The organism is Citrobacter sp. BDA59-3, from assembly GCF_015167655.1.
GTDB classification, from domain to species: Bacteria; Pseudomonadota; Gammaproteobacteria; order Enterobacterales; family Enterobacteriaceae; genus Phytobacter; species Phytobacter diazotrophicus.
On sequence record NZ_CP063427.1, the window covers coordinates 2,264,259 to 2,286,045 of the forward strand.

Annotated in this window: 20 protein-coding genes; 8 read left to right on the top strand and 12 right to left on the bottom strand. The window is 55.4% G+C overall.

Annotated features, from left to right (window positions below):
• Positions 1–6: 6 nt before the first annotated feature.
• From IP582_RS10670 to IP582_RS10690, 5 genes are all read right to left on the bottom strand, one after another.
• The gene (locus IP582_RS10670; RefSeq protein ID WP_039079289.1) at positions 7–513 is read right to left on the bottom strand and encodes a ferritin-like domain-containing protein; all 507 of its coding nucleotides are present in this window, start codon (positions 511–513) and stop codon (positions 7–9) included.
• A gap of 72 nt (positions 514–585) precedes the next feature.
• Positions 586–1,083 carry a ferritin-like domain-containing protein gene (locus IP582_RS10675; RefSeq protein WP_071194890.1) on the bottom strand — a complete coding sequence of 166 codons (498 nt, stop codon included), beginning with the start codon at positions 1,081–1,083 and terminating at the stop codon, positions 586–588.
• Between the two features lie 103 nt (positions 1,084–1,186).
• Positions 1,187–1,369: a general stress protein gene (locus IP582_RS10680; protein WP_039079287.1), complete on the bottom strand. Its 183-nt coding sequence runs from the start codon at positions 1,367–1,369 to the stop codon at positions 1,187–1,189.
• Between the two features lie 705 nt (positions 1,370–2,074).
• The gene (locus IP582_RS10685) at positions 2,075–2,257 is read right to left on the bottom strand and encodes a hypothetical protein (protein WP_193795916.1); all 183 of its coding nucleotides are present in this window, start codon (positions 2,255–2,257) and stop codon (positions 2,075–2,077) included.
• 197 nt (positions 2,258–2,454) lie between these two features.
• Positions 2,455–2,628, bottom strand: a complete 174-nt coding sequence (locus IP582_RS10690) for a general stress protein (RefSeq protein WP_064572407.1) — start codon at positions 2,626–2,628, stop codon at positions 2,455–2,457.
• 514 nt (positions 2,629–3,142) lie between these two features.
• On the opposite strand from IP582_RS10690, the gene IP582_RS10695 reads away from it, so the two are divergent.
• Positions 3,143–3,469 (top strand): four-helix bundle copper-binding protein, encoded by a 327-nt coding sequence (locus tag IP582_RS10695; protein WP_039079286.1) that lies wholly within the window; start codon positions 3,143–3,145, stop codon positions 3,467–3,469.
• 15 nt (positions 3,470–3,484) lie between these two features.
• On the opposite strand, the gene IP582_RS10700 is transcribed toward IP582_RS10695, so the two are convergent.
• The 3 genes from IP582_RS10700 to IP582_RS10710 form a co-directional block, all read right to left on the bottom strand.
• Entirely contained in the window at positions 3,485–5,878 is a 2,394-nt protein-coding gene (locus IP582_RS10700; protein ID WP_193795917.1) for a phosphoketolase, read from the bottom strand.
• 175 nt (positions 5,879–6,053) lie between these two features.
• Positions 6,054–6,881 (bottom strand): hypothetical protein, encoded by an 828-nt coding sequence (locus tag IP582_RS10705; RefSeq protein ID WP_193795918.1) that lies wholly within the window; start codon positions 6,879–6,881, stop codon positions 6,054–6,056.
• A 117-nt stretch (positions 6,882–6,998) separates the two neighbouring features.
• Positions 6,999–7,442: an ester cyclase gene (locus tag IP582_RS10710; protein ID WP_193795919.1), complete on the bottom strand. Its 444-nt coding sequence runs from the start codon at positions 7,440–7,442 to the stop codon at positions 6,999–7,001.
• Between the two features lie 114 nt (positions 7,443–7,556).
• Between IP582_RS10710 and IP582_RS10715 the strand changes: the two genes are divergently transcribed.
• A complete protein-coding gene (locus IP582_RS10715; protein WP_193795920.1) occupies positions 7,557–8,471 on the top strand; it encodes a LysR family transcriptional regulator in 915 nt (304 codons plus the stop codon).
• 12 nt (positions 8,472–8,483) lie between these two features.
• Here IP582_RS10715 and IP582_RS10720 read toward each other — a convergent pair whose 3' ends face one another.
• The gene (locus tag IP582_RS10720) at positions 8,484–13,163 is read right to left on the bottom strand and encodes an ATP-dependent helicase (RefSeq protein ID WP_193795921.1); all 4,680 of its coding nucleotides are present in this window, start codon (positions 13,161–13,163) and stop codon (positions 8,484–8,486) included.
• Between the two features lie 200 nt (positions 13,164–13,363).
• Here IP582_RS10720 and IP582_RS25325 point away from each other — a divergent pair, with 200 nt between their 5' ends.
• Positions 13,364–13,831, top strand: a complete 468-nt coding sequence (locus tag IP582_RS25325) for a hypothetical protein (RefSeq protein WP_228007967.1) — start codon at positions 13,364–13,366, stop codon at positions 13,829–13,831.
• A gap of 123 nt (positions 13,832–13,954) precedes the next feature.
• On the opposite strand, the gene IP582_RS10730 is transcribed toward IP582_RS25325, so the two are convergent.
• From IP582_RS10730 to IP582_RS10740, 3 genes are read right to left on the bottom strand one after another with little or no spacing between them, the layout of a single operon-like run.
• Entirely contained in the window at positions 13,955–14,719 is a 765-nt protein-coding gene (locus IP582_RS10730) for an inositol monophosphatase (RefSeq protein ID WP_193795922.1), read from the bottom strand.
• A 9-nt stretch (positions 14,720–14,728) separates the two neighbouring features.
• Complete coding sequence (locus tag IP582_RS10735; protein WP_193795923.1) at positions 14,729–15,748, bottom strand: LacI family DNA-binding transcriptional regulator; 1,020 nt, start codon at positions 15,746–15,748, stop codon at positions 14,729–14,731.
• Positions 15,745–16,515 (bottom strand): MBL fold metallo-hydrolase, encoded by a 771-nt coding sequence (locus tag IP582_RS10740; RefSeq protein WP_193795924.1) that lies wholly within the window; start codon positions 16,513–16,515, stop codon positions 15,745–15,747. Before IP582_RS10740 ends, IP582_RS10735 begins: the two co-directional genes overlap by 4 nt.
• Before the next feature lie 217 nt (positions 16,516–16,732).
• On the opposite strand from IP582_RS10740, the gene IP582_RS10745 reads away from it, so the two are divergent.
• The 5 genes from IP582_RS10745 (at position 16,733) to IP582_RS10765 (ending at position 21,730) form a co-directional block, all read left to right on the top strand.
• Complete coding sequence (locus IP582_RS10745) at positions 16,733–17,782, top strand: ABC transporter ATP-binding protein (protein WP_193795925.1); 1,050 nt, start codon at positions 16,733–16,735, stop codon at positions 17,780–17,782.
• A 29-nt stretch (positions 17,783–17,811) separates the two neighbouring features.
• Positions 17,812–18,951, top strand: a complete 1,140-nt coding sequence (locus tag IP582_RS10750) for an extracellular solute-binding protein (RefSeq protein ID WP_193795926.1) — start codon at positions 17,812–17,814, stop codon at positions 18,949–18,951.
• Between the two features lie 81 nt (positions 18,952–19,032).
• On the top strand, positions 19,033–19,866 hold the full coding sequence (locus tag IP582_RS10755) for an ABC transporter permease (protein WP_193795927.1): 834 nt from the start codon (positions 19,033–19,035) through the stop codon (positions 19,864–19,866).
• An 11-nt stretch (positions 19,867–19,877) separates the two neighbouring features.
• Positions 19,878–20,723 carry an ABC transporter permease gene (locus tag IP582_RS10760; protein ID WP_193795928.1) on the top strand — a complete coding sequence of 282 codons (846 nt, stop codon included), beginning with the start codon at positions 19,878–19,880 and terminating at the stop codon, positions 20,721–20,723.
• Positions 20,724–20,821: 98 nt separating this feature from the next.
• Positions 20,822–21,730 (top strand): LysR family transcriptional regulator, encoded by a 909-nt coding sequence (locus IP582_RS10765; protein WP_193795929.1) that lies wholly within the window; start codon positions 20,822–20,824, stop codon positions 21,728–21,730.
• The last annotated feature ends 57 nt before the right edge of the window (positions 21,731–21,787 follow it).

Here is a 21,787-nt window from a genome sequence, read left to right on the forward strand (position 1 = left end):
GTCGTGTTATTTTTTCGCTTCGACGCCGTCGGCGGCGTCACGCAGTAAAAATTGTTCGGTCACATCTGGCAGATGCTTAAGTGCCCAATCGGCCATGGCCTCTTCCTGGGCGAGGATTTGCTCAAAGGTCGCAACGCTTGCGGTGTCGCCCACCTTTTTTGCCGCGCTGATTAATGAGGTATAACAGGCGATTTCGAACTGCTCGAAAACGTAGCTGCTAATCGCGCCTTTTACGATCTCGTCCGAAGCGAACATGCCGCCCGCGGCCTGACCCATGGCGCTCATTTTACTGGTGGCATCTTTCATGATGGAGCGGTTGATGCCGTTGCGATCAAGCACCTCTTCAAGAAGGGTGATCTGCCCCTGAGTCTCCGTCAGGTGTTGTTCAATTCGCGCGCGCAAGTCCGGATAATTATCGATACGTTTGCTCATGGCGTTGAGCATGGATTCGGCCTGTTTTTCCATCGCGTGGGCATCGCGCAACCAGTCGTGATAATTCTCTTGTGGGGTCATGTTCTTTTCCTTTCATCGTCGTCATTTTTACTTACCAGTAAGTGAAATTAAGCGAATACATTACGAGGGCATCTATTTGCCTTCGGCTTTTTTATTAATCGATGAGGTGGCAATTTTTGTGAGAAGATTATCGGTGGTTTTTTCTTCTTCAAGCGTCGCGGAAAGCAGGTCATAGGCTTTTTTAAGCCCTAACTGGCTTGCCAGCGTACAGAGCGTGCCGTAAGAAGCAATTTCGTAATGTTCAACTTTTTGCGCAGCGGCAATAAGCCCGGCATCACGAACACTGCCTTTTTCTGTGGCTTCGATAACTTCATTTGCTTCGTCAATAAGCCCTTCCATCGCATGGCATTTCATACGCTTGAGCTTGATATTCGGTTCGGCTTCAATGAGCTGGTCGAGACGCTCAATTTGCCCCTGTGTTTCTTCATAATGTTTTTTAAACGCGTCAGCGAGTTCAGCATTCGATGATTCGCGGGCAAGTTTCGATAATGCACGAGTGAGCTGCTTTTCTGCACTGTAAATATCAGACAGGCCATGGATAAAGAAATCAGTCAGTGAATTGATCTGCATAAATATTACCCTCGAGGTCAGCGAAAATAATAGCGAGCCGAAACCGACTCGCTATCAGTGTTGCTATTAAACCAAACGTTAAACTTAATAGGTCGGTGAAAAATTAGTCACCCGATTTGCGGCCGCCGCCATGGCTTTGTTGACCGCCTTTTTTACCTGCTTCAGAGGCGCGCTGCGGATCATTTTTAAAATTACCGCCGCTATTTTGACCACCTTTACGACCTGCTTCGGATGCTTTTTCACGATTTTCTGCGAAATTACCAGAACCGCCACGATGTTCAGCCATGTTATTTCTCCAGTTTCGTTGTTTAAATAAAACGACATATTTTGCATCTCATGTCGTCGGTGTTCGTATTCAAAACTAGCCGAGTACTGAAATTAGTCAAAGCGAAGCGGTAAACTTATTATCGAATAAAAATTAACCTCGTGGTTTTATTTTAAGCGATAATGGTATTTAGCATATATCTTTTCAAATAAGGGAGTTAAGTCAAAGTTCAATGCAAATACATTAATAACGTGGGTTACTATCTATTAAAACCAGGGATCCCGGTGGCTTTTCTTGACATTAATTGACAATTCTCGCTCTTTTTTTGTCTGCGATTGATAACATATTTTAATCATTTTAAGACTTATCTCAGTCGGGGGGATGCCCAATAAATTGCTGATAAATGACAAAGATACCTCTTTAGGGGGGGCATATCCTGCCCCGTAAAGTAAGCGAAACAGCAGAATTGTGTACGATCGCTTATAGAGACGTACCACCACAGATGCAGAGGGATTTCCCCTGCATCTGGTGGTAATGACATGTTCCTTATGCTAATTAAGCCGGGAACTCACTAACTGGTCGCATTCGGACAGTGCCTGAACCGGTCAGTAAGAGAGAAATAAATGGGTGATGAGGAGACAGTATTGTCGGGTATGCAATAAAACCAGGCCGTTACAGAATAATAAAGAGAAAGGGGATGAGAAGGACGCTGAAAACCTTTTGCTTTTATTCTTCATTCGATAGCTTGCGATCGGCTAAACATCTCACCAGACGTAACTGCCAGGGGGCAAGACGAAGCGGTATATCGTCGTTATCAGAGTAATGAATAGTGATGATATCGGGTGATTTAACGACAGTATTATCTGCTATTGTCGATTCATTTTGTTCTGGTGGATCTTGTGCTGGCATGAACAACTCTCTTATTTTTTATGGTTTGACTGCGTGTGCAGTGGCAGGATAAATGACTTCATGTTATAAGCTCCTTGTTTGCAGTGGGTTAAGTGTTATCGGTAAAGCCGTCAGTAAGCTTCAAAAAAAGTAAACGAGCCGTTACCGACTCGTTTATTGACGCTCAATGAGTATTAAGCGGGGTGATAAAATAAACACTATTTTTTATCACCGCTGTGGCTGTTCTGGCCACCTTTTTTACCGGCTTCAGAAGCACGTTCAGGGTCATTTTTAAAATTACCCCCACTGTGCTGCCCGCCTTTTTTCCCTGCTTCTGATGCTTTCTCACGGTCTTCTGCGAAATTACCTGAGCCGCCTCTATGTTCCGCCATTCTATATCTCCCGTATGGGTTTTTGATATAATCGATACGACAGTAAATACCGTATCAATCGCGTTCAGGAATTAACTCTAGCTGTTCGCGTAAATTCGTCAAAGCGCAGCGCAGAAACATTTTGTCGCAAAGCGAGGGGAGTAATTTATTTGATTTCTAAAAATAAAAAGTTGCAGCGAAAATAAAACGTTATTGAATCAATAGAGTTGGTGAGAAATGTAATTCAGGAATATTCATTACATCCGTTATTTGTTGTGGGATGTTGCTGGTTTTTTCGGCCATTAAAGCTGTATATATACAAATCTTTACAAATGTTGTGCGCACAAATTCTACGCTCAGTAAGAACTGTGTATTAAATCGATGGCTTATTGAATATGCCATTCTGCGTTTTTGACGTGTTACGCCTTTTTAATACGCCGTGGCTGAGTGTGACATCGGAACATAAAAAGTTGATTTTACGTGAGAGGGCGAATGTCAGATGACGTGAGTCGCTTATCAACATGAGGAGACGAATATGCATTCCGAACATCAAGACTGTATCGATGCCTGTTATCAGTGTGCCATCGCCTGCGAGCATTGTGCCGCAAGCTGTCTGAACGAAGACGACCTTGCGATGATGCGAAATTGCATCAAGCTGGATGTGCAGTGTTCTGCGCTGTGTCGCCTGGCAGCTCAATTCATGACGCTGGAAAGCGACCATATTATGCCGCTTTGCCGTATTTGCGTGGATGTTTGCAGAGCCTGTGCGGAAGAGTGTGGCAGGCATCAGCACGCGCATTGCCAGCAATGTGCACAGGCCTGTCGGGCCTGTGCACAAGCGTGCCTGCAAATGGTCGCCTGAGATCCCGATATTAAGTTACTCGGGAACTGTGCCTTCCCCTTGTTGGGAAGGCCATTTCCAGTTTTGCACCTCGGGAAGATCCTCGCCATATTCCCGCACATATTGATGGTGCGCGGCAATCTTCTGTTGTAACGCTTCCAGAATATCCTCCACATTTCCCTGCAAAGACGGTATGCGCAAAAGCGCCTCCTGGGCCAGATGGAAACGGTCGAGCCCGTTAAGCACCGTCATATCAAAGGGTGTCGTGGTGGTGCCTTCTTCCATAAAGCCGCGAACATGAAAATTTTGATGGTTGTTACGCAGGTAAGTGAGACGGTGAATCAGACTTGGATAGCCGTGAAAAGCGAAGATAACCGGTTTATCACGCGTAAAAATCGCATCAAAAGCCTCTTCACTCAGGCCATGCGGGTGTTGATCCTGCGTCTGTAGCGCCATTAAGTCCACCACATTCACCACCTGGATACGCAGTTCTGGCACATAGCTACGCAGAAGGTCGACGGCAGCAAGTGTTTCCATTGTCGGCACATCGCCCGCACAGGCCATCACCACATCCGGCGCTTCGCCTTCCGATACCGTACCGGCCCAGTACCAGATGCCCATCCCGGCGGCACAGTGTTTTGCCGCACCATCCAGTGTCAGCCACTGTGGAGCGGGCTGTTTTCCGGCCACAATGACATTAATGCGATCCCAGGTTTGCAGGCAGTGCCCGGCTACGCACAGTAACGTATTAGCATCCGGCGGCAGATAAATACGGACAATCTCGGCTTTCTTATTGGCAACATGATCGAGAAAGCCCGGATCCTGGTGGCTGTAACCGTTATGGTCCTGTCGCCAGACATGGGAAGAGAGCAGGTAGTTGAGGGACGATATCGGCGCACGCCAGGGCAGATGGCGCGACACCTTCAACCATTTGGCATGCTGATTGAACATGGAGTCGACAATGTGAATGAACGCTTCATAGCAATTGAACAGACCGTGACGTCCGGTCAGCAGATACCCCTCAAGCCACCCCTGACACTGATGTTCGCTGAGGATTTCCATGACGCGGCCATCGGGCGCAAGTTGCTCATCATACGATTTAAGCGGTTCCAGCCATGTGCGGCTGGTGACGTCAAAAACGCGGCTTAGCCGGTTCGATGCGGTCTCATCCGGGCCGAACAGGCGAAAATTATCCGGGTTACGCTGAAAAATACCTGCAAGCCACGCTCCCAGTGCGGCGGTGGACTCCGCCTGGCTATCGCCCGGCGAGGTGACCTCTACGGCATACGGCGCCAGCTCAGGTAAGATCAGGTCTTTGCGCAGCCGACCGCCATTCGCCCAGGGCGAGGCTCCCATCCGCTTATCCCCTGTCGGGGCAAGGGCACGCAGTTCTGGATGCAGCCGTCCCTGCTCATCAAAGAGAGCGTCGGGATGGTAGCTGCGCATCCACTGTTCAAGGATGTGTCGGTGTTCTTCATTTTCACGGCACGATGAAACCGGAACCTGATGCGCGCGCCAGAAATTCTCCACTTTTTTACCGTCAACCGTTTGTGGACCGGTCCATCCTTTGGGGCTGCGAAGGATAATCAGCGGCCAGCGCGGCACGGACGCTGTGGCACCGCCGCTTCGCGCCGCGTGTTGGTAATCACGAATGGTATCGAGCGCGTCGTCCAGCACCTGGGCCATTTGGTGGTGCATGATTTTTGGCTCGTGGCCGCTAACCAACAGCGGTTCGTAGCCATAGCCACGGAATAATTGGCACAGGTCTTCATCGCTGGCGCGACCGAGAATGGTCGGGTTAGCAATTTTATAGCCATTGAGATGCAGTATGGGTAGAACGGCGCCATCGCGGGCGGCATTGAGAAATTTTATACCGTGCCAGCTTGAGGCGAGTGGCCCGGTTTCTGCTTCACCGTCACCAATGACACAGGCGGCAATCAGCGTTGGGTTATCGAACACGGCACCGAAAGCATGGGAAAGCGAATAACCCAGCTCGCCCCCTTCGTTAATGGAACCGGGCGTTTCCGGTGCCGCATGGCTGGGGATCCCGCCGGGGAAGGAAAACTGGCGAAACAGCTTTTTCATGCCTTCGCCATCGGGGGTAACGTCGGGGTAGATTTCGCTGTAGGTGCCTTCAAGCCAGGTATTGGCCACCATACCCGGCCCCCCGTGTCCGGGGCCGCATACATACAGCATATCGAGATCGCGCTGACGAATGGCACGGTTCAGGTGGGCATAAATAAAGTTCAGACCCGGCGTGGTTCCCCAGTGTCCCAGCAGGCGGGGTTTGATGTGTTCTGGTTTGAGGGGCTCGCGCAAGAGCGGATTGTCCATCAGGTAGATTTGCCCGACGGAGAGATAATTGGCTGCTCGCCAGTAACGGTCAAGCAAGGCGAGATCATGGTCGGTAAGTGAGTTTATCTGGGTCATGCAGTTCTCCATGCAAGGGGTTATGCGTGCCACGCAGATTCAGACGCAGTACAGGCCAAGTATAGACAGGGTGATTTTGGCGACGGCATAACGCCGCAAGGATGGAAACATCCGCACCGGCGTGCGGATTTGAACGAGGAGGGTTAGCGGTGAGGAAGCTTCGGTTTAAAAGCGGTCAGACGATACTCTGAAAACCCATCTGCTGAATGGCCTGATCGCCGGTATTAAGCTGCTGTTGCACCGCATCGATATCTTTTTTCACGTCGCGGTCATCCTTGTCTTCATCGCGCATTTTGCTTTTGACCATCGACAACAATGAGCGCAGTTCACGCACGACATCTTTTAATAGCTGCGCGTCTTTATGCCGCGAGTCGCTCTCCTGCAACTGTTCACGGATACCACCAGAAAGCGATTGCGTCAGGCCAGCGCTATCACTGGTTTCGCTGTCATCACTCGCTGACTTGTGGTTTTCCTGGCCGTCGTCGGGGGCGCGTGCAGCGGCCATAGCGTCAGTTTTGCTCCCGGCATTGCCGTCTGTCAGGGACTGAATCGCACTGTACGCCGCCGTACCGCTGCTATTTGTGTCGACGCTATTGCTTGCACTGGCACTGTCACTTTGCCCGAGTTGCGATGCCGCCTGACCCATCTGGGCCGAGAGTTGTTTGAGCTGTTTAAGGACGTAAGCAGAGGCATTGCCAAAACGCATCAGCATGGCTTTAAGGCGCTCAATTTCTCGCTTTATCGCTTCCAGTTTGGCGCGCGCGTCGGCTTTGCGTGAGGCGGCGCTGAACTCATTCAACCGGTTAACGGCTTCAAGGTCGTTCTGCAACCTGGTGTAGTAATCTTTCGCCTGTTGGCTTAACGAGACCGTGCTATCGGCGGTGGCCGTTGCCTGCTGTGGCAGCGCGGATGCTGAATTTTGTTCGCGGTTTCGGGACGTCGTGTCCGATGTCGCGGTGGATAACGAAAAGCTGGCATTACCTGTGAGGGTTGGTCGTAGCATGCGTATCACTCCGGAGGTCCATTCTTTCTATTAACGGCACGCTTAGCGGAATGCTTTAACACTATTCACACCCTCTCAGGGCGTTGCGCCAGGAGAGGATGCGAAAAGGCGGGGGAGTTAGGGTTGCGGCGGAAACTGACCTAGCTGCATGAACAGACCGAGCCAGTCCTCCATATGCCAGGTGGCCGTAATACGCTCACCGTTAAGCTGATGCATCTCATGCAGGCGAATGCTGACTTTTTTACCCGTCGCGGCAATCCCCATAAAGGTGCCTTTATGCGTACCGATTATCTCGGCGCGCACGGCAATCTGCCCCGGAACCTGGATTACGTCATGAATAACGATACGCACATCCGGGAACGCCGCGGTAAACATCGCTATGATTGGCTTGAGCCCTTCCGGCCCTGGCTGCTGGCCGGGCGCTAACGGGATATCGGCCCAGTCTGCGGTAACGGCCTCATTAACTAAATCCGGCTGTTGCAGGCTAAATGCCTGGTAGAGCGTTTCGACGGCTTTACGTTCTGTCAAAAGGCGATGGGCGATTTCTTCATGGTCTGACATGGTTTTACCTCGGGCTGGGACGCTTTTTGGGGAAATGCTTTAATGTGCCGCCAGTATCCCATCGGCAGGTGGTATAAATGAAATAGATAACAGATATAGAGGAATATTCGTTCTATGGATTTTAGAGGGCTTGATCTGAATCTGCTGGTGGCCTTTGATGCGCTGATGGAAGAGCAGAATGTCACCCGCGCGGCTATTCGGGCCTCGGTGAGTCAGCCTGCGATGAGCGCGGCACTGTCGCGCCTGCGAACCCATTTTGCCGACCCGCTCTTTATTCGCAGCGCCTCTGGTCTGGTGCCGACTGCCAGGGCGAAGGAGATTGCGGTCCATGTGACGAAAGCGCTGCAGGAGCTGACAAACCTGCTGACGCCGGATGACGCCTTCACGCCGCAGGAGAAAAAAATCGCCTTTACGCTGGGGATGTCTGAGTACCCAACGCTGGTGTTGCTGCCGGGTATTATGCGCGCCATCAGCCAGCAGGCGCCTGGGGTGACGATCCATGTGCATACGTTTGTTGATCGTGATGAAGCGGTGTCGATGCTGGATGCCGGCAAAGTTGATCTGGTCATCGGCATCGCGCCCACCCAGTCAGAAAGCCGCATCCTCTCACAGCCGCTTTTCAGCGATGAGTTTGTCACCCTGGTGCGGCGTGACAGCGATGCGGCACGCGATGGCATGACGCTCGAAACCTATCTCAGCATGGGGCACATCCTTGTCTCCCCGGAGGGGAGCCATTATGGCCTTGTGGACGAGTGGCTCAGGGGCAAAGGGTTACGCCGGGAGATCCGCCTGACCTTACCGGTCATGGTTGCTGTGTCCTCCATTGTTCAGCAGACCCATTATGTCGCGACGGTGCTCAGGCGCAGCGTGCTTGCCAGCGAGCAGAGCAGGGACGTGGTGATGCTGACGCCACCCGTGGAACTGCCCGCCATTGAGTTCAATTTGCTCTGGCACCGCCGTTCCGACGGGGGGAGCGCGCAAAAGTGGCTGCGTAAGCTGATATGCGCCTGTGCCAGCGAACTGATGTAACAAAAGGGGAGGTTACCCCCAGTCCAGCCCGCGCGGTGAGCTCGAAAAACCGACCTCCCGCAGCAGGGTAAAGATCGGCATCTGGCGCACCGGGGTGTCGTTAATCTCCTCCAGCGTGAAGTGCAGACGCGGCTCCCGGCGCAGCGCAACCGCCAGCGCGCGGAAGACCTGCCCGGCGATGGCCTCGTCATCGTCCATCCAGACAATCATTTTTTTGCCGCCCTGAGCAAGGTAGAGGCGCAGTATGCCCCCGGTAATCACAATCAGCGCGCCATTGCGGCGAGTCGGCACCAGTGAGGAAGGATGAGCCGGCCACGGCAAATGCGTACCGAAGGGATTCGCCGGATCGCTGGCAGATAGCGCAACCGGCGTGAAGACAGCTTTTTCAGGTTGTGTCGTCGACAGCTCGCGCAAACGGTCAATGGTCAGCCGTTCGGCAAATTGCGTGCCGCCCATCCCTTCTACAAAACGCCCGCGCAGAATACGCCCGGCATCTTCCATATTGCGATAGACGGCCTGCATCGCCGGAAAACCGCCCGGCAGGTTCTCCATCATCACCACCCGTCGGCTGACTATGCCGTAGCGGTCGAGCATATTGTCTGCCAGCGCAAGTAACCATTCGGTGTCACTGAGTTTATCGGCAAGCAACAACGACCAGCGCCCGGCAAGCGTCGGCGTACTGAACGACATATGCACCGCCCTGGCCGGGTGGGGTGCCAGCGCCGGACGCCCGCGTCGGCTTCGAACGCGACGCTGAGATGACGGGCGGGACGTGCTCCCCATGCGGGATAACGCGCGCAGAGGCGACCAGATATCGGTGGTGATATACCCCAGCCAGACCAGCCCCCACAGCGCTTCATGCAGGGCATCCGGCGTCAGCGTCTCATCGCCTGGGGCGCGGTGCGAATCAATAAGCGCGCTAAGCTGGTGGGCGAACCAGGCCCCGCCGTTGGCAAGTGCCGCCAGAATGTCCCGCTGTAGCGCAGAGAGTGCCGCGTTGTCTGCGTGCGGCACGCTGAGGGTTTCCGCTGCATACTCCTGGATATGCAGGGCGACCAGCCCGTCATCGTCACCAAGTTTCTTCTGCCCGGACCAGATCACTTCGCCCGTTGAAAGCAGCTCATCAAGCATCTCCGGGGCGTAGTCCCGCACGCGTGCGGGTAAAATCTGGCTTTCCCATAGCGTAGCCGGTAAGCCCAGTCCGGCCAGTTGCTCGATAACGCGCAGGACGCCGTCAACGCCTTCAAACACGCCGCCGGATAAGTTGCTATGAAACGCCGGGCTGCCATCAGACCCGGCAAGCACCCCCTGGCGCTCCAGCAGCAGGCGGGTAAAAGCCGTCGCCGGGACCGGGCGTGTCGCTTCGCGGGCCGCCTGCAGCGAGCGGATACGCAGGCGACGGAAAATCTCTTCACCCACCCAGTCTGAGGCGGAGCGCGCGTCTGGCTGGGCGGGTTTCCCGGCGCGCAGGCGCATCACTTTGCCCTGGTCGCGCAATTTTTCCAGCGCTTCTTGCGCCACGGCGACCCCAAGGCCGAAGGCGTGGGCGATCTGCTGGACGGTAAACAACGTGTGGGTCTGAACATAGCGCAAAAATAAGTCAGCGAGCGGGGTCGCCACCGGATTAAGCCAGATGTCGGGCAGATCTGCCGGCAACCGCACCCCCAACGCATCCCGAAGCCGTGCGGCATCGTCCATACAGGCGATGCGCTGGCTTTCGCCAATCGTGACCACAAAGGCGCGCCGCTCCGCCAGCAGTTTCTCCAGCCAGAGGTTAACCGCATCCCGGCTCTCCCGGTGGCGCGCGGCGAGATCGTCTGGCGTCATCGGGCCCAGTTCGCGCAGCAGGTCAAAAAGGCCTTCTTTGCCACGGGCTTTGCGATCGGGGGCCAGACGCTGCAACTCATCGTCGATCTGTCGAATGACCGACGGATCGAGCAGTTCACCAGGATCGGCCTGGCCCAGCAAGTTACCCAGCAGTTCGCTATCCAGCGACAATACCGAAGCCCGGCGTTCGGCGAGCGGGGCATCGGACTCATACATAAATTCTGCCACATAGCCAAAGAGCAGGCTGGCGGCGAAAGGCGACGGGGTGGTCGTCGTCACCCCGGAAATCTGCACTTCCCCGGTGTTCAGGCGGCGCATCAGCCTGTCCAGCGCGGGCAGGTCGTACACGTCCTGCAGACACTCGCGTACGGTTTCCAGCAAGATGGGGAAATCCGCATAGCCGCGTGCGATCTCCAGCAACTGACCCGCACGCAGGCGCTGTTGCCAGAGGGGGGAGCGACGGCCGGGCGTGCGCCCAGGCATAAGCAATGCGCGCGCGGCGCACTCGCGAAAACGGGCGGCAAATAACGCAGAGTTGCCCACCGCATCCCGGACAAGTCGGCCTAATTTTTCGGGTTCGAAAAGAAATACGTCGGCGTCCGGCGTTTTTCCCTCGGTATCCGGTAGCCTGGCGACGATACCGTCGTCACTGGCGACAATGGAGGCGTCTGCCCCCCATAACGCGTGAAGACGTCCGGCGATCGCCAGCGCCCAGGGCTCATGTACCCGGCGGCCATACGGCGAATGCAGGATGACGCGCCAGTCGCCCATTTCATCGCGACAGCGCTCCAGCACCAGATGTCGGCTGCCCGGAATGATCCCCGTGGCGCTGCGTTGCTCCTCAATGAGCCCTTTGATGTTGGCAAGCGCGTTTTCATCGTGGCTTAAACCCGGCAAGGCGAGCGCGTTGGGTGAGACGAGAAATGCCTCGTCGGCAAGGGCATGCATAAAATCGCCGATCAGTTCGCCGAGTTCGGCGGGACGCCCGTTCCCTTCGCCGCGCCAGAACGGCAGCCTGGCGGAGCGACCGGGGGCCGGGGTCACAATCACCTGGTCATGAGTGATTTGCTGGATGCGCCAGGAGGTAGCCCCCAGTGTGATGATGTCATTAACACGGGACTCGTAGACCATCTCTTCATCAAGTTCGCCCACCCGCCGGGCACCTGGCTGTTCTTCCCCCTCCGGGAGCAGGACGCTGAACATTCCCCGGTCAGGGATGGTGCCGCCGCTGGTCACCGCCAGCAGATGCGCGCCGGGTCGGGCGGTGAGCTGGCCGCTCTCCCGCTGCCAGATAATCCGTGGCCGGAAAGCAGAGAAATCACCGGAAGGATAGCGTCCCGCCAGCATATCAAGCGTGGCGTCAAAGACATCCCGTGGCAGCGCTTTCCACGGCGCTGCGCGACAAACGGTGGCATACCAGTCATCCACGTTTAGCGCATCCATGGCGACGGCGGCGACAGTTTGCTGGGCCAGCACATCAAGGGGATTTCGCGGCGGAGTCAGGGTTTCGAGTTTACCCGCCAGCATACAGTCGACCACGACCGTGGAATCAATCAGCTCACGCCGGGTGCGCGGATAGAAAAGGGCTTTCGATATACCGCCCACCTGATGTCCGGCGCGGCCGATACGCTGCAAGCCGCTGGCAACAGAAAGGGGGGAGGCAATCTGAATCACCAGATCCACTGCTCCCATATCAATCCCCAGTTCAAGGCTTGATGTGGCGACCACGCAGCGCAATTCCCCGGATTTCAGCGCCTGTTCCGTGATGGCCCTTTGTTCTTTTGATACGGATCCATGATGCGAACGGGCGATAAACACCTGCCCGGTTTGTGCACGGTTGGATGTCGCCCCGGACGACGAAACAAAGTGCGCTGAGTCGCTTTGTTCTTCGAGCGCTTCTGCCATGCGTGAGGCATAGAGTTCATTGAGCCGGGCAGTCAGTTTTTCCGCAAGACCACGGGAGTTGGTAAACACAATAGTCGAGTTGTGGCTGAGTACCTGGTCGAGGATACCGGATTCGATATGCGGCCAGATGGAGCCTTCCCTGCCCGCGTGGCTGATTTCCCCGGTTCCGGCGCTTGTGGAGAGGACGTCATCGAGATTGGCAACGGGCACCACAATACGAATGTCCGGATGGCGAAGGGCCGGTGGGTTGACCACGGTAACCGGACGATCGCCCCCCAGAAACTGCGCTACATCGCCCGGTGAACGCACCGTCGCGGACAGGCCAATACGCTGGGCTGGTCTGGCAAGCAGGGCATCTAACCGCTCCAGGCTGAGGGCCAGATGCGCGCCACGTTTGTTGCCCGCTACCGCATGGACTTCATCGACGATAACCGTTTCGACACCGCGCAATGTTTCACGCGCCCTGGAGGTGAGCATCAGGTAGAGCGACTCCGGCGTGGTGATGAGGATGTCAGGAGGATGGCGCACAAGTGTTGCCCGTTCCTGAGAAGAGGTGTCGCCTGTGCGCATCGCCACGCGGATTGCCACTTCCGGCGCGCCGTATTTTTTCCGCTGTTCGCTGATGCCCTGTAACGGGATCTGTAAGTTGCGCTGAATGTCGCTGCCCAGGGCTTTTATCGGCGAGATATAGAGAATGCGCGTGGTTTTTTTTCTCTCAACCGCCTCCTCAGAGGGGGCGTCACCTTCACGATAAAGCTGGTCCAGGGCGTAGAGAAAGGCCGCCAGCGTTTTACCTGAACCGGTAGGCGCGATGGCGAGCACATGTTCCCCGGCATTGGTTGCCGCCCATGTTTGCGCCTGTACCGGCGTGGGGTGCTGAAAAGCGCAGACAAACCAGTCGCGGGTGGCGGGCGAAAAGATCTCAGCCAGTACGGAGGGTAAAATGGTTTTCTTTGACATCTTTCCTGCTCCCTGTGATGTCTGCCGCGGCCGGAATAGTAATTAGGGTAGAAGGATAAGTGTAACGCAGACGCCGGGGGTTGAGCCGATGGGTTTTTGCCCTTAATAACAATGACGTGATGGTTTACGCAGAATTTAATATACCCGGATGGACATTGCGGATATCGTAAATGCGGCGTTTATTCGGGATGAGGGTTGAGATGAAGATCTACTGGAGTGGCAAAGATATTCCGGAGCTTACGGGGCTGCCTGCCAGCGTCGGCCATAAAAATTACAAAGAAGCCCGATCGCGTGCCAACAGCCATGTGGAGACCTGGCTGGGGGGCGTTGTTTATTTGGGTTTGATGGTGGGGCTCTCTGTCGTTTTTGATCGCGTTTTCCCTGGTAAAGGGACATTCGCACACAGTTTTGTGACCATTATTTTCGCGTTGTTGCCTGCCACCTTTATCTGGAATCAGATCACGATTTATGTCATGCGCAAATATTATACGCATATCCTCGTACGCAGGTCGGTGGCGTGCGGAGAAGCAGAGAAAGCGGCGGAACGGCTGATGGATGAAGCTGATGAACGTGAGTTTCAGCAATGGCGCGTGCTGCGGCGGTTTGGTCAGGGTGCGCTGTTTATCGTGATGCTGGCGGCTATCTGTAGTCTGGCGACATTGGTGTAGCGATACGGAACCCGGATGGCGGCGCACGCGCCTGATCCGGGCTACCAGACGTTCAGGCCTCACGAAATAGCGAGTAGCCCCGGTAAGCGGTAGCGCCACCGGGGAGTTTTTTGCAGGAAGAAGTTAGTGACCAACCAGCAGAGCGGAAAGACGCGCCTGCACATCGACGCAACCGGCCAGCACCAGATTGCCATTGATCAGTCCGTTATCGGCGAGAAACGCATTACTGGTGCCGCCTGCTTCAACGATAAGCAACAACCCCGCCAGCGCATCCCAGCTATTCATATGTTCCTCATAATAGGCGTGCACCTGCCCGGTGGCGACGTGGGCCAGCATCAGCGCCCCGGCACCAAACCGGCGATACTCCATACCTGCATTGATCACACGGGCAATCGTGCGGGTATAGTTTTCCACCGGCGCGCGGCTGGAGCGCCCCATCCCAATAATCACCGTATCCGGATCCGGTTCGCGTAGCGTCAAACGCTGCTCGTTAAGAAACGCTCCCTTGCCACGGCGGGCAAAGAAAAACTCATCACGATCCGGGGCATAGACAATCCCCAGTTCAATCACGTTATGGCGAACATAAGCCAGCGAAATACACCAGTAATCCATCCCCTGAATATAATTGGTGGTCCCGTCGATAGGGTCGAGCACCCAGGTACCTTGCTCACCCCCTTGCAGACCACTCTCTTCCCCGAGGAAACCATCTTGTGGACAGTGGCTGTTGAGCCAGCTTTTGACCTCCTTTTCGACAAACAGATCCGCATGAGACACAAAATCCTGGCGGGCCTTTTTATCGACCTGTAATCCCGCATTACGTAATGCCTGCGCCTGTGCGCCCAACTGGCGAATCAATGCACATAATGACTGCTGCTGTTCTTCCGTCATGGCCTGCTCTTATTGAGATAATGGCGACGTGCGCCGATGAATTAATTGCACATCCACCCATGTCGTGCGCGAAGGCTGTTGCGGATCGTCGGCCCGTTCCAGCAGGCGGGTTAAGGCCTGGCGGGAAATTTCCGCAACATCCTGATGCAGGGTGGTCAGTTGATAACTGTATTGCGCCGTTTGTGGCGTATTGTCAAAACCAATAAGCTCGAAATCGTCCGGCGCGTGTCTGCCGCGCTGACGCATTCCGTCAAGAAAACCGCAGGCGAGCTGCGCATTGGCACAGAAGATGCCCTCAAGATTCGCATCTGCGCTTAAAGCCGCCTGAACCCCCCCATCGTACCCCTCCGTAGGGGCGATGAGCGCCTGCAGATCGCGCGTGGTATCCACACCGAGCGCCTGCAACGCCTGATAAAACGCATCGCCACGCATCCGCCCGGCCCAGGTGGAGTGAGACGTATTGAGCCAGCCGAAACGTCGGCAGCCGTTGCCGACCAGTTGCCCGGCGGCGAGCGTCGCGCCGCAGACATTGTCGGAACAGACATAATCCACAAACGGGATATCCGGCTGACGGTTGATACCCACCACCGGGATCTGTTGCGAAACGCACTCGTTGACCAGTGATTCCGGCGGTTGCCCGGAGGTGACGATGACCCCGGAGACGCGAAACTGGGCAAAGCGGCGCAGCGTGCGGGCCAGATCCTGTTCGCTGCGAATTTCACTCACCAGTGCCTGAAAACCGCGACGCTGGATCTCGCCAAGCAGAGCGTCAAGCAAACTACTGCGAAACGGATCGCTGATGCGCGAGACCATGACCCCAATCAGATGACTGCGGCGGCGATTCAGCCCCTGAGCGAGGAAATTGACCTGATAGCCGAGCTCCTCTGCCGCGCGCAATACACGCTCACGGGTGTCGGGAGAGATACTGCCGTTATTGCTGAGCGCGCGGGAGACCACCGCCCGCGAGACGCCCGCCCGGTGGGCGACATCCTGCGCGGTCACGCTCTGTTTGCGAGGCAGTGCGCTCATGCCGGGCGTTCCTCACCGTCAATCTGGGGTGTATCCAGTGGCAACTGGAGGCCGTCGCGACTGACGAACAGGCCATCCCAGGGCTGACAGGCGGTCTTAAGATCATCGAGTATCGCGTCATAGCAGTGGTAGAGCCCAAAAAACGGGATAGCCAGTTGCCGGAAAAGCGCCAGACAGGAGGGGAAATCGCCGTGTGAGGCATCGTCGCTGAGTGCGGTCAGTGAAGCGCACTCCTGAAAGGCGAGGTCGGCCCCGGCCATTAACGCGATGGATGCCGCCGTCGGGCGACCGTCGCCGCTATAAAACAGCGTCCGCCCGCCAAAGGTAATGCGAATGGCGCGGTTGGTCAGTTCATGCCGGGTTTCTGCGGTGCGAATATGCCAGTCGTGCCAGTGCCATGCGTCGGTGGTGTCGCGCCAGTCGAGATCGAAACTCAGGGTGGTTTGCGGCCAGTTAGCCAGCGCCGCCAGTTGCATCAGTACCGGGCGCTGCTGTGGCTGACAATAGATAACCAGCGGTTTCTGGCGCGAGAAGCTTTTCCAGTAGTTCAGCAGAGCCGTCAGCCCGACGCAGTGATCCGGGTGGACATGGGTGAAATAGATAACGTCGATATCGTTGATATCCCCTCCGCGCTGCCAGAGTGCACGGGGAATCGTGGGGCCGCAGTCGATTAACCATTGCCGGTTCGCCTCGTCAATGACCCGCAGCGCAGAGGTATTTTGTTCACGGGAGAAAGCGCTACCGCAGCCAAGAACATCGATTTTCATTTTTCCCTCACCAAAAATTTTTTAGGCTTCTGAGCACTGCCCTGGGCCAAACGGACAAATAAAATAGCCTGATGACCAGAGTCTTAATTAAATTGTCACAAATACCCGACAAAGTAGGCACACATGATGTCGAGTCAACATTGCATTTTTTTTACATTCGAATGAACACGTGTTCATCGGCGTGAAAAAATAAGCAGCGATTTTTTGGGTAGCGAATATGAGTTATTTACAGATAAGCGGTCTTAAAATTAGCTATGGCGATAAGGTCGTGCTGCATAATATCGATCTGCAGGTCGAAAAAGGGGAAATGATTGCCCTGCTGGGCCCGTCGGGCTGTGGAAAAACCACTCTGCTAAATGCGCTGTGCGGTTTTATTCCGGTACAAAGCGGGGAGATTGCCGTTGCCCATCGCGATATTACCCACAGCGCGCCAGAGCAGCGCAATATCACCATGGTGTTTCAGAGCTACGCGTTGTGGCCGCATCTGACGGTGGCGCGCAATATTGGCTACGGGTTAAAGCTGCGCAAATGGCGCCGCGACGACATTGACCGCCGGGTTACGGATCTGCTGAACATTGTCAATCTCACCGGTCTTGCGGATGTGAAGGTGACAGAACTCTCCGGCGGCCAGCGCCAGCGTGTCGCTCTGGCGCGTGCCCTGGCGATCGAACCCGATGTGCTGGTGCTCGATGAACCTCTGTCGAACCTCGATGCCAAAGTCCGCCTCAATGTGCGCCATGAAATTAAGGCGCTGCAAAAACGCCTCGGTTTCACCTCATTAATTGTTACTCACGATCAGCAGGAAGCGCTGGTAATGGCCGATCGTATTGCAGTGTTAAATAATGGCCGAATCGAGCAAATAGGCACCCCGGAGGATATTTATCAGCGTCCGGCAACGCCTTTTGTCGCCGATTTTATGGGGGCCGATAATAAAATTCCCGCAAACGAACTCTTTGCCGTGCAGGATATTTCCCTGCGTACCCAGGGGAAATATTCAACCGACGATTTCCGTGACCGCACTCTTTATTTTCGCAGCGCCGATGCGGCACTCAGTGCATTAAGTACGGGCACCCCAGAAGAGGGGTTAACGCTCAGTGGCGTTGTCGAGCAAAGTGCGTTTCTTGGCAATTTATATCGCCACAGCGTGCGCTGCCATGATCGACTGTTACTGGCGGATTCAACACAGTGCTGGCCCGCGCAGACAACCGTCCGGCTCCACGTCCCGGCACCCGCGTTACATATTTTTCCATCATCACAAGCAAGTTGACATCATCGTGTTCATTTTGGGGATAGACCATGTTTATTAAAACGAAAGTTGCGGTAGTGACTGCATTGTTTCTAAGCTACGGCGCACAGGCCGACACCATCCTGAACGTTGCCACAGCAGGCGATCAGAATATGGTGGATTACGTAAAAACCTGGCTGGGGCCGAAATTTGAAGCGGCGCATCCTGGCGTCAAAGTCCAGGTGGTGGGCACCGGTCCTGGCGATGCCGGTTCGAACAAAATCATTGAGAAACTGACCGCGCAAAAAGAGAGCGATGCGAAGACCTGGGATATTGATGTGGCGGTCGTTCACCAAAAAGCCGGTGGCGAACTGGTGGAAAAAGGGCTGCTTGCGAAATACCGTCAGCAGATCAGCACCGGCAGCATGGTGAGCGCGGATAACGCGAAAAATGCCCTCGGCGTGAATGTCGACGGGTACGTCATGCCGATGTTTTTAAGCCAGACCGCCATCGCCTGGAACAGCGAGGCGATCAAAACCCCGCCGGCCTCCTACGATGAGCTGGTGAACTGGGCGCAGAAAAACCCGCAGGCCTTTGGCTATAACGGGATCAAGAACGGTATGTCCGGCGTGAGCTTTGTGGTGGGCTGGATGTACGCCTATGGTACGGATGCTCAGCGTCTGTCCGCACTGCCTTACGATAAAGGCGTGGAGAAAAACTGGAGTCAGGCGTTCGAGAAGCTAAAGGCATTCAACAAGAACGTGACCTTCACGCCAGGCAATGCCGGGACGCTCGATATGCTCAGTCGTGGCGAGATCACGATGGGGCCGGTGTGGGTGGATATGTTCTATAGCTGGAAAGATCAGGGCAAACTACCGCCGTCCATCAAACTGACGCTGCTTTCGCCGGGTATGCCAGGGCAACCGATGTACTACGTCACCCCGGCAAAGGCGGCAAATCCGCAGCTCGCGCGTGAGTTTATCGAGCTGGCAACCAGCCCGGACGTACAGGCGCAAGGCATTGTGAAACAGTTTAACTGGTACCCGGGTATTGATGCCGAGCATGTGAAGCCGAAGCTGGATCCGGCGACCTGGCAGAAACTGTTTGCGGAAATTTCGCCGAAAGCGCTGGCGGATTACGGCAAAAGTTTCCCGATTACCCCTTACTTTGACGACATAAAAGAGGGCTATGAAAGCCATGTCGCCAATTAACATTTAGGGTATACCGCTGATACTCAGGAGCGGCAGGATGCCGCCCTGTGCTTTTTCTTATTGCTGACACCAGGTTTTGCTATGCGCCGTTCGTTGAAAAATGTGTTACTGGTCGCGCCTGCCGCGCTGATGATCGCCGTACTCTTTTTATATCCGCTGGGGTTCTCGCTGGTTGCCGCGTTTACTGACGATGACCGAAAGCTAACGCTGGCTCATTTCAGTAAAGTCTACGCGCTCTATTCCAGCGATATTGCCTTTACGCTGGTGATTGTGCTGGTTTCAGTCGCGCTGCTGGCGGTGATTTCCATCACCCTCTCGGCGGTGATCACCTTGTCACCCTGTCGGCCCATTGTGCGAATGCTGGGGTTTTTGTACCGCCTGCCGCTGTTTATCCCCTTTATTGTGGCCGCGCAGATGATGCGCACTTTTCTGGCGAAAAACGGCCTGATGAACAATGCACTGGTGGCAACCGATCTCTTTACGCCGCTGGAGACCGTCTCCTGGCTGGGCTGGAAAGGGATCATCATCACCTTTGTCTGGAAACAACTGGCGTTCGCCACGCTGCTTATCTGCGGCGCGATGGCGGCGCTGGAGCAGTCACAGATACTGGCCGCCCGAAATCTTGGAGCCTCGCGTCCACGTATTCTGTTCGACATCATCCTGCCGCAGGTATTACCCGCCATCGGCGTGGCGCTGGTGCTCTCCACCGTGACCATGATGTCGGTGCTGTCCGTGCCGCTGATGATCGGTGTGGGGACGCCAACCATGATGACCGTGGATATGGCGTTTCGCGTTAACTCCTACGGTGACTATGCCGTGGCAAACGCGCTTGGCGTGGTGTCGCTACTGATTTGTGGCGCGCTGTCATGGTTCTATCTGCGCCACAGCCTGCAACAGAAGGGAGGCGAATGGTGAAAGAGGCAACAATGACATTACCGGAAACATGGCTTGCGAAAGGGCGCAGGAAACTGAGCGCCAGCCTGCCTCTGCAAACGTTGCTGTTACTTTGTATGTTGCTGGCGATGTTTGGCCCGTTATTGAATTTACTTATCTGGACGGTGGCGGAGAGTTGGTTTTTCCCTCATGCGCTACCCGGTCAGTGGGGGCTGAAATACTGGTATCAGGTGTTCAGCCCCTACAGTGATGTCTCCGGCTCGCTGCTCACCAGCGTGTTTATCGCCGTGTTGTCGGTGGCCGTCTGCCTGCTGATTTCGGTCCCGGCGGGGTATGCGCTCTCACGGCGCGGGATGCCGCTGCGGGTGCTGTTTATGCTGCTGTTTTTGATTCCGCAGGCGTTCCCGAACCTGACGGTATATATGAATATCGCCCGGTTGTTCTATCAGTGGGGTCTCAATGGCATGGTAGCCGGCGTGGTGCTGGTGCACAGCGTACACGGCCTGATGTACTCGGTATGGATCTGCGTGGCGGCGTTTTCCGCCGTGGATCCGCTGCTGGCGAGGGCGTCACGGAACCTCGGGGCCGGGCCAGTCTACACCTTCTGGTATATCGTGCTGCCGCAGGCCTCGCCGGGCATTATCGCCGCCAGTATTTTTGTCTTCCTCGAATCGCTCGATGAGTTTACCGGCACCTTTTTCGTTGGCGCGCCGGACATCACCACCTTACCGCTGCTGCTGTATAACGCCAGTATGTCGGGGAACTATCAGGTGTCGTCCATTACCGCCCTGATTTTACTGGTGCCGTCGCTGCTGTTTATGCTGGTTATTCATAAATTTATGCGCCCGGAGATGTTGTCAAAACTGGGGAAAGGGTAAGCCCGAAATGGCAGGGCGGGAAACGGCCCGTGCCATTGCGCCTTCATCAAATAAATCACTACAATGCAAAATTATTATCGACGACAAATTGAGAATTTATGGAGCGCATCAGTGACATTTCGCTTTTCCTGCGGGTGGTGGATTTAGGCTCTATCAGCGCCGCCGCACGCAGTGAAAATCTCTCGCTGGCGGTGGCCAGCAAGCGAATACAGCGCCTGGAGGAGAGCCTGGGGGCCAGGCTCCTCAACCGTACAACCCGGCGTCTTTATCCCACCCCGGAAGGAGAATTACTGGCATCACAAGGGCGGCCGTTGATTGAGGCGTTAAATGCCCTTGGCGAGAGTTTGCATACCAGCCGCTCCGAAGTGACCGGGACTATCAGAGTCACGATGTCAGCGTCCTTCGGGCGTTTATACATTTCGCCGCTGCTGGCGGAATTTCAGTCGTTACATCCGGACGTCAATTTTGTGGCGCACCTCAGTGATGAAGTGGTCGACCTGGTAAAAGGGGGATACGACCTCGCTATCCGCATCGGCAATCTTAAAGACTCAAGCCTGGTCGCGCGACGGATCGCGCCAAACCAGCGCGTGTTGGTGGCGTCGCCCTCCTATCTGGCGCGACGCGGGGTGCCGCAGCATCCTGCCGAACTCGAAGCGCATGACGGATTACTGATGACGGACGCCGACGGCAAGCGGGATATCTGGACATTGCTCGCCCCTGGCGAGGGAACCTTTCGGGTAAAAATAAACAGCAAGATCGAGAGCAACTTCGGTGAATTGTTACGTGACGCGGCGGTATATGGACGGGGGATCTCACTCCAGTCTGTCTGGCATGTTGCCGATGATCTCAAGGCCGGGCGCTTGCAGATTGTCCTGCCTGATTATCCGGTGCAGGAGAGTTTTATTCACGCCGTCACACCCACACGCCTGATGCAGACGCCGCGCATTAAGGCCTTTATTAATTTTCTGCTGGAGAAGTTTGCCGAGCCTGCCCCCTGGGAGCGATAAGTCGGGGCGACAGCGCAGACCGGGAATGACGCCTTTGACCCGGGCGGGCGTGCAGAC

What these genes read in the sequence shown, in the direction of transcription:
- IP582_RS25325 (WP_228007967.1), top strand. Translation starts at nt 13,364, where the DNA reads ATGAAGATCTACTGGAGTGGCAAAGATATTCCGGAGCTTACGGGGCTG.
- IP582_RS10695 (WP_039079286.1), top strand. Translation starts at nt 3,143, where the DNA reads ATGCATTCCGAACATCAAGACTGTATCGATGCCTGTTATCAGTGTGCC.
- IP582_RS10675 (WP_071194890.1), bottom strand. Translation starts at nt 1,083, where the DNA reads ATGCAGATCAATTCACTGACTGATTTCTTTATCCATGGCCTGTCTGAT.
- IP582_RS10730 (WP_193795922.1), bottom strand. Translation starts at nt 14,719, where the DNA reads ATGACGGAAGAACAGCAGCAGTCATTATGTGCATTGATTCGCCAGTTG.
- IP582_RS10740 (WP_193795924.1), bottom strand. Translation starts at nt 16,515, where the DNA reads ATGAAAATCGATGTTCTTGGCTGCGGTAGCGCTTTCTCCCGTGAACAA.
- IP582_RS10720 (WP_193795921.1), bottom strand. Translation starts at nt 13,163, where the DNA reads ATGTCAAAGAAAACCATTTTACCCTCCGTACTGGCTGAGATCTTTTCG.
- IP582_RS10700 (WP_193795917.1), bottom strand. Translation starts at nt 5,878, where the DNA reads ATGACCCAGATAAACTCACTTACCGACCATGATCTCGCCTTGCTTGAC.
- IP582_RS10755 (WP_193795927.1), top strand. Translation starts at nt 19,033, where the DNA reads ATGCGCCGTTCGTTGAAAAATGTGTTACTGGTCGCGCCTGCCGCGCTG.
- IP582_RS10750 (WP_193795926.1), top strand. Translation starts at nt 17,812, where the DNA reads ATGTTTATTAAAACGAAAGTTGCGGTAGTGACTGCATTGTTTCTAAGC.
- IP582_RS10690 (WP_064572407.1), bottom strand. Translation starts at nt 2,628, where the DNA reads ATGGCGGAACATAGAGGCGGCTCAGGTAATTTCGCAGAAGACCGTGAG.
- IP582_RS10760 (WP_193795928.1), top strand. Translation starts at nt 19,878, where the DNA reads ATGACATTACCGGAAACATGGCTTGCGAAAGGGCGCAGGAAACTGAGC.
- IP582_RS10710 (WP_193795919.1), bottom strand. Translation starts at nt 7,442, where the DNA reads ATGTCAGACCATGAAGAAATCGCCCATCGCCTTTTGACAGAACGTAAA.
- IP582_RS10670 (WP_039079289.1), bottom strand. Translation starts at nt 513, where the DNA reads ATGACCCCACAAGAGAATTATCACGACTGGTTGCGCGATGCCCACGCG.
- IP582_RS10745 (WP_193795925.1), top strand. Translation starts at nt 16,733, where the DNA reads ATGAGTTATTTACAGATAAGCGGTCTTAAAATTAGCTATGGCGATAAG.
- IP582_RS10735 (WP_193795923.1), bottom strand. Translation starts at nt 15,748, where the DNA reads ATGAGCGCACTGCCTCGCAAACAGAGCGTGACCGCGCAGGATGTCGCC.
- IP582_RS10685 (WP_193795916.1), bottom strand. Translation starts at nt 2,257, where the DNA reads ATGCCAGCACAAGATCCACCAGAACAAAATGAATCGACAATAGCAGAT.
- IP582_RS10680 (WP_039079287.1), bottom strand. Translation starts at nt 1,369, where the DNA reads ATGGCTGAACATCGTGGCGGTTCTGGTAATTTCGCAGAAAATCGTGAA.
- IP582_RS10765 (WP_193795929.1), top strand. Translation starts at nt 20,822, where the DNA reads ATGGAGCGCATCAGTGACATTTCGCTTTTCCTGCGGGTGGTGGATTTA.
- IP582_RS10705 (WP_193795918.1), bottom strand. Translation starts at nt 6,881, where the DNA reads ATGCTACGACCAACCCTCACAGGTAATGCCAGCTTTTCGTTATCCACC.
- IP582_RS10715 (WP_193795920.1), top strand. Translation starts at nt 7,557, where the DNA reads ATGGATTTTAGAGGGCTTGATCTGAATCTGCTGGTGGCCTTTGATGCG.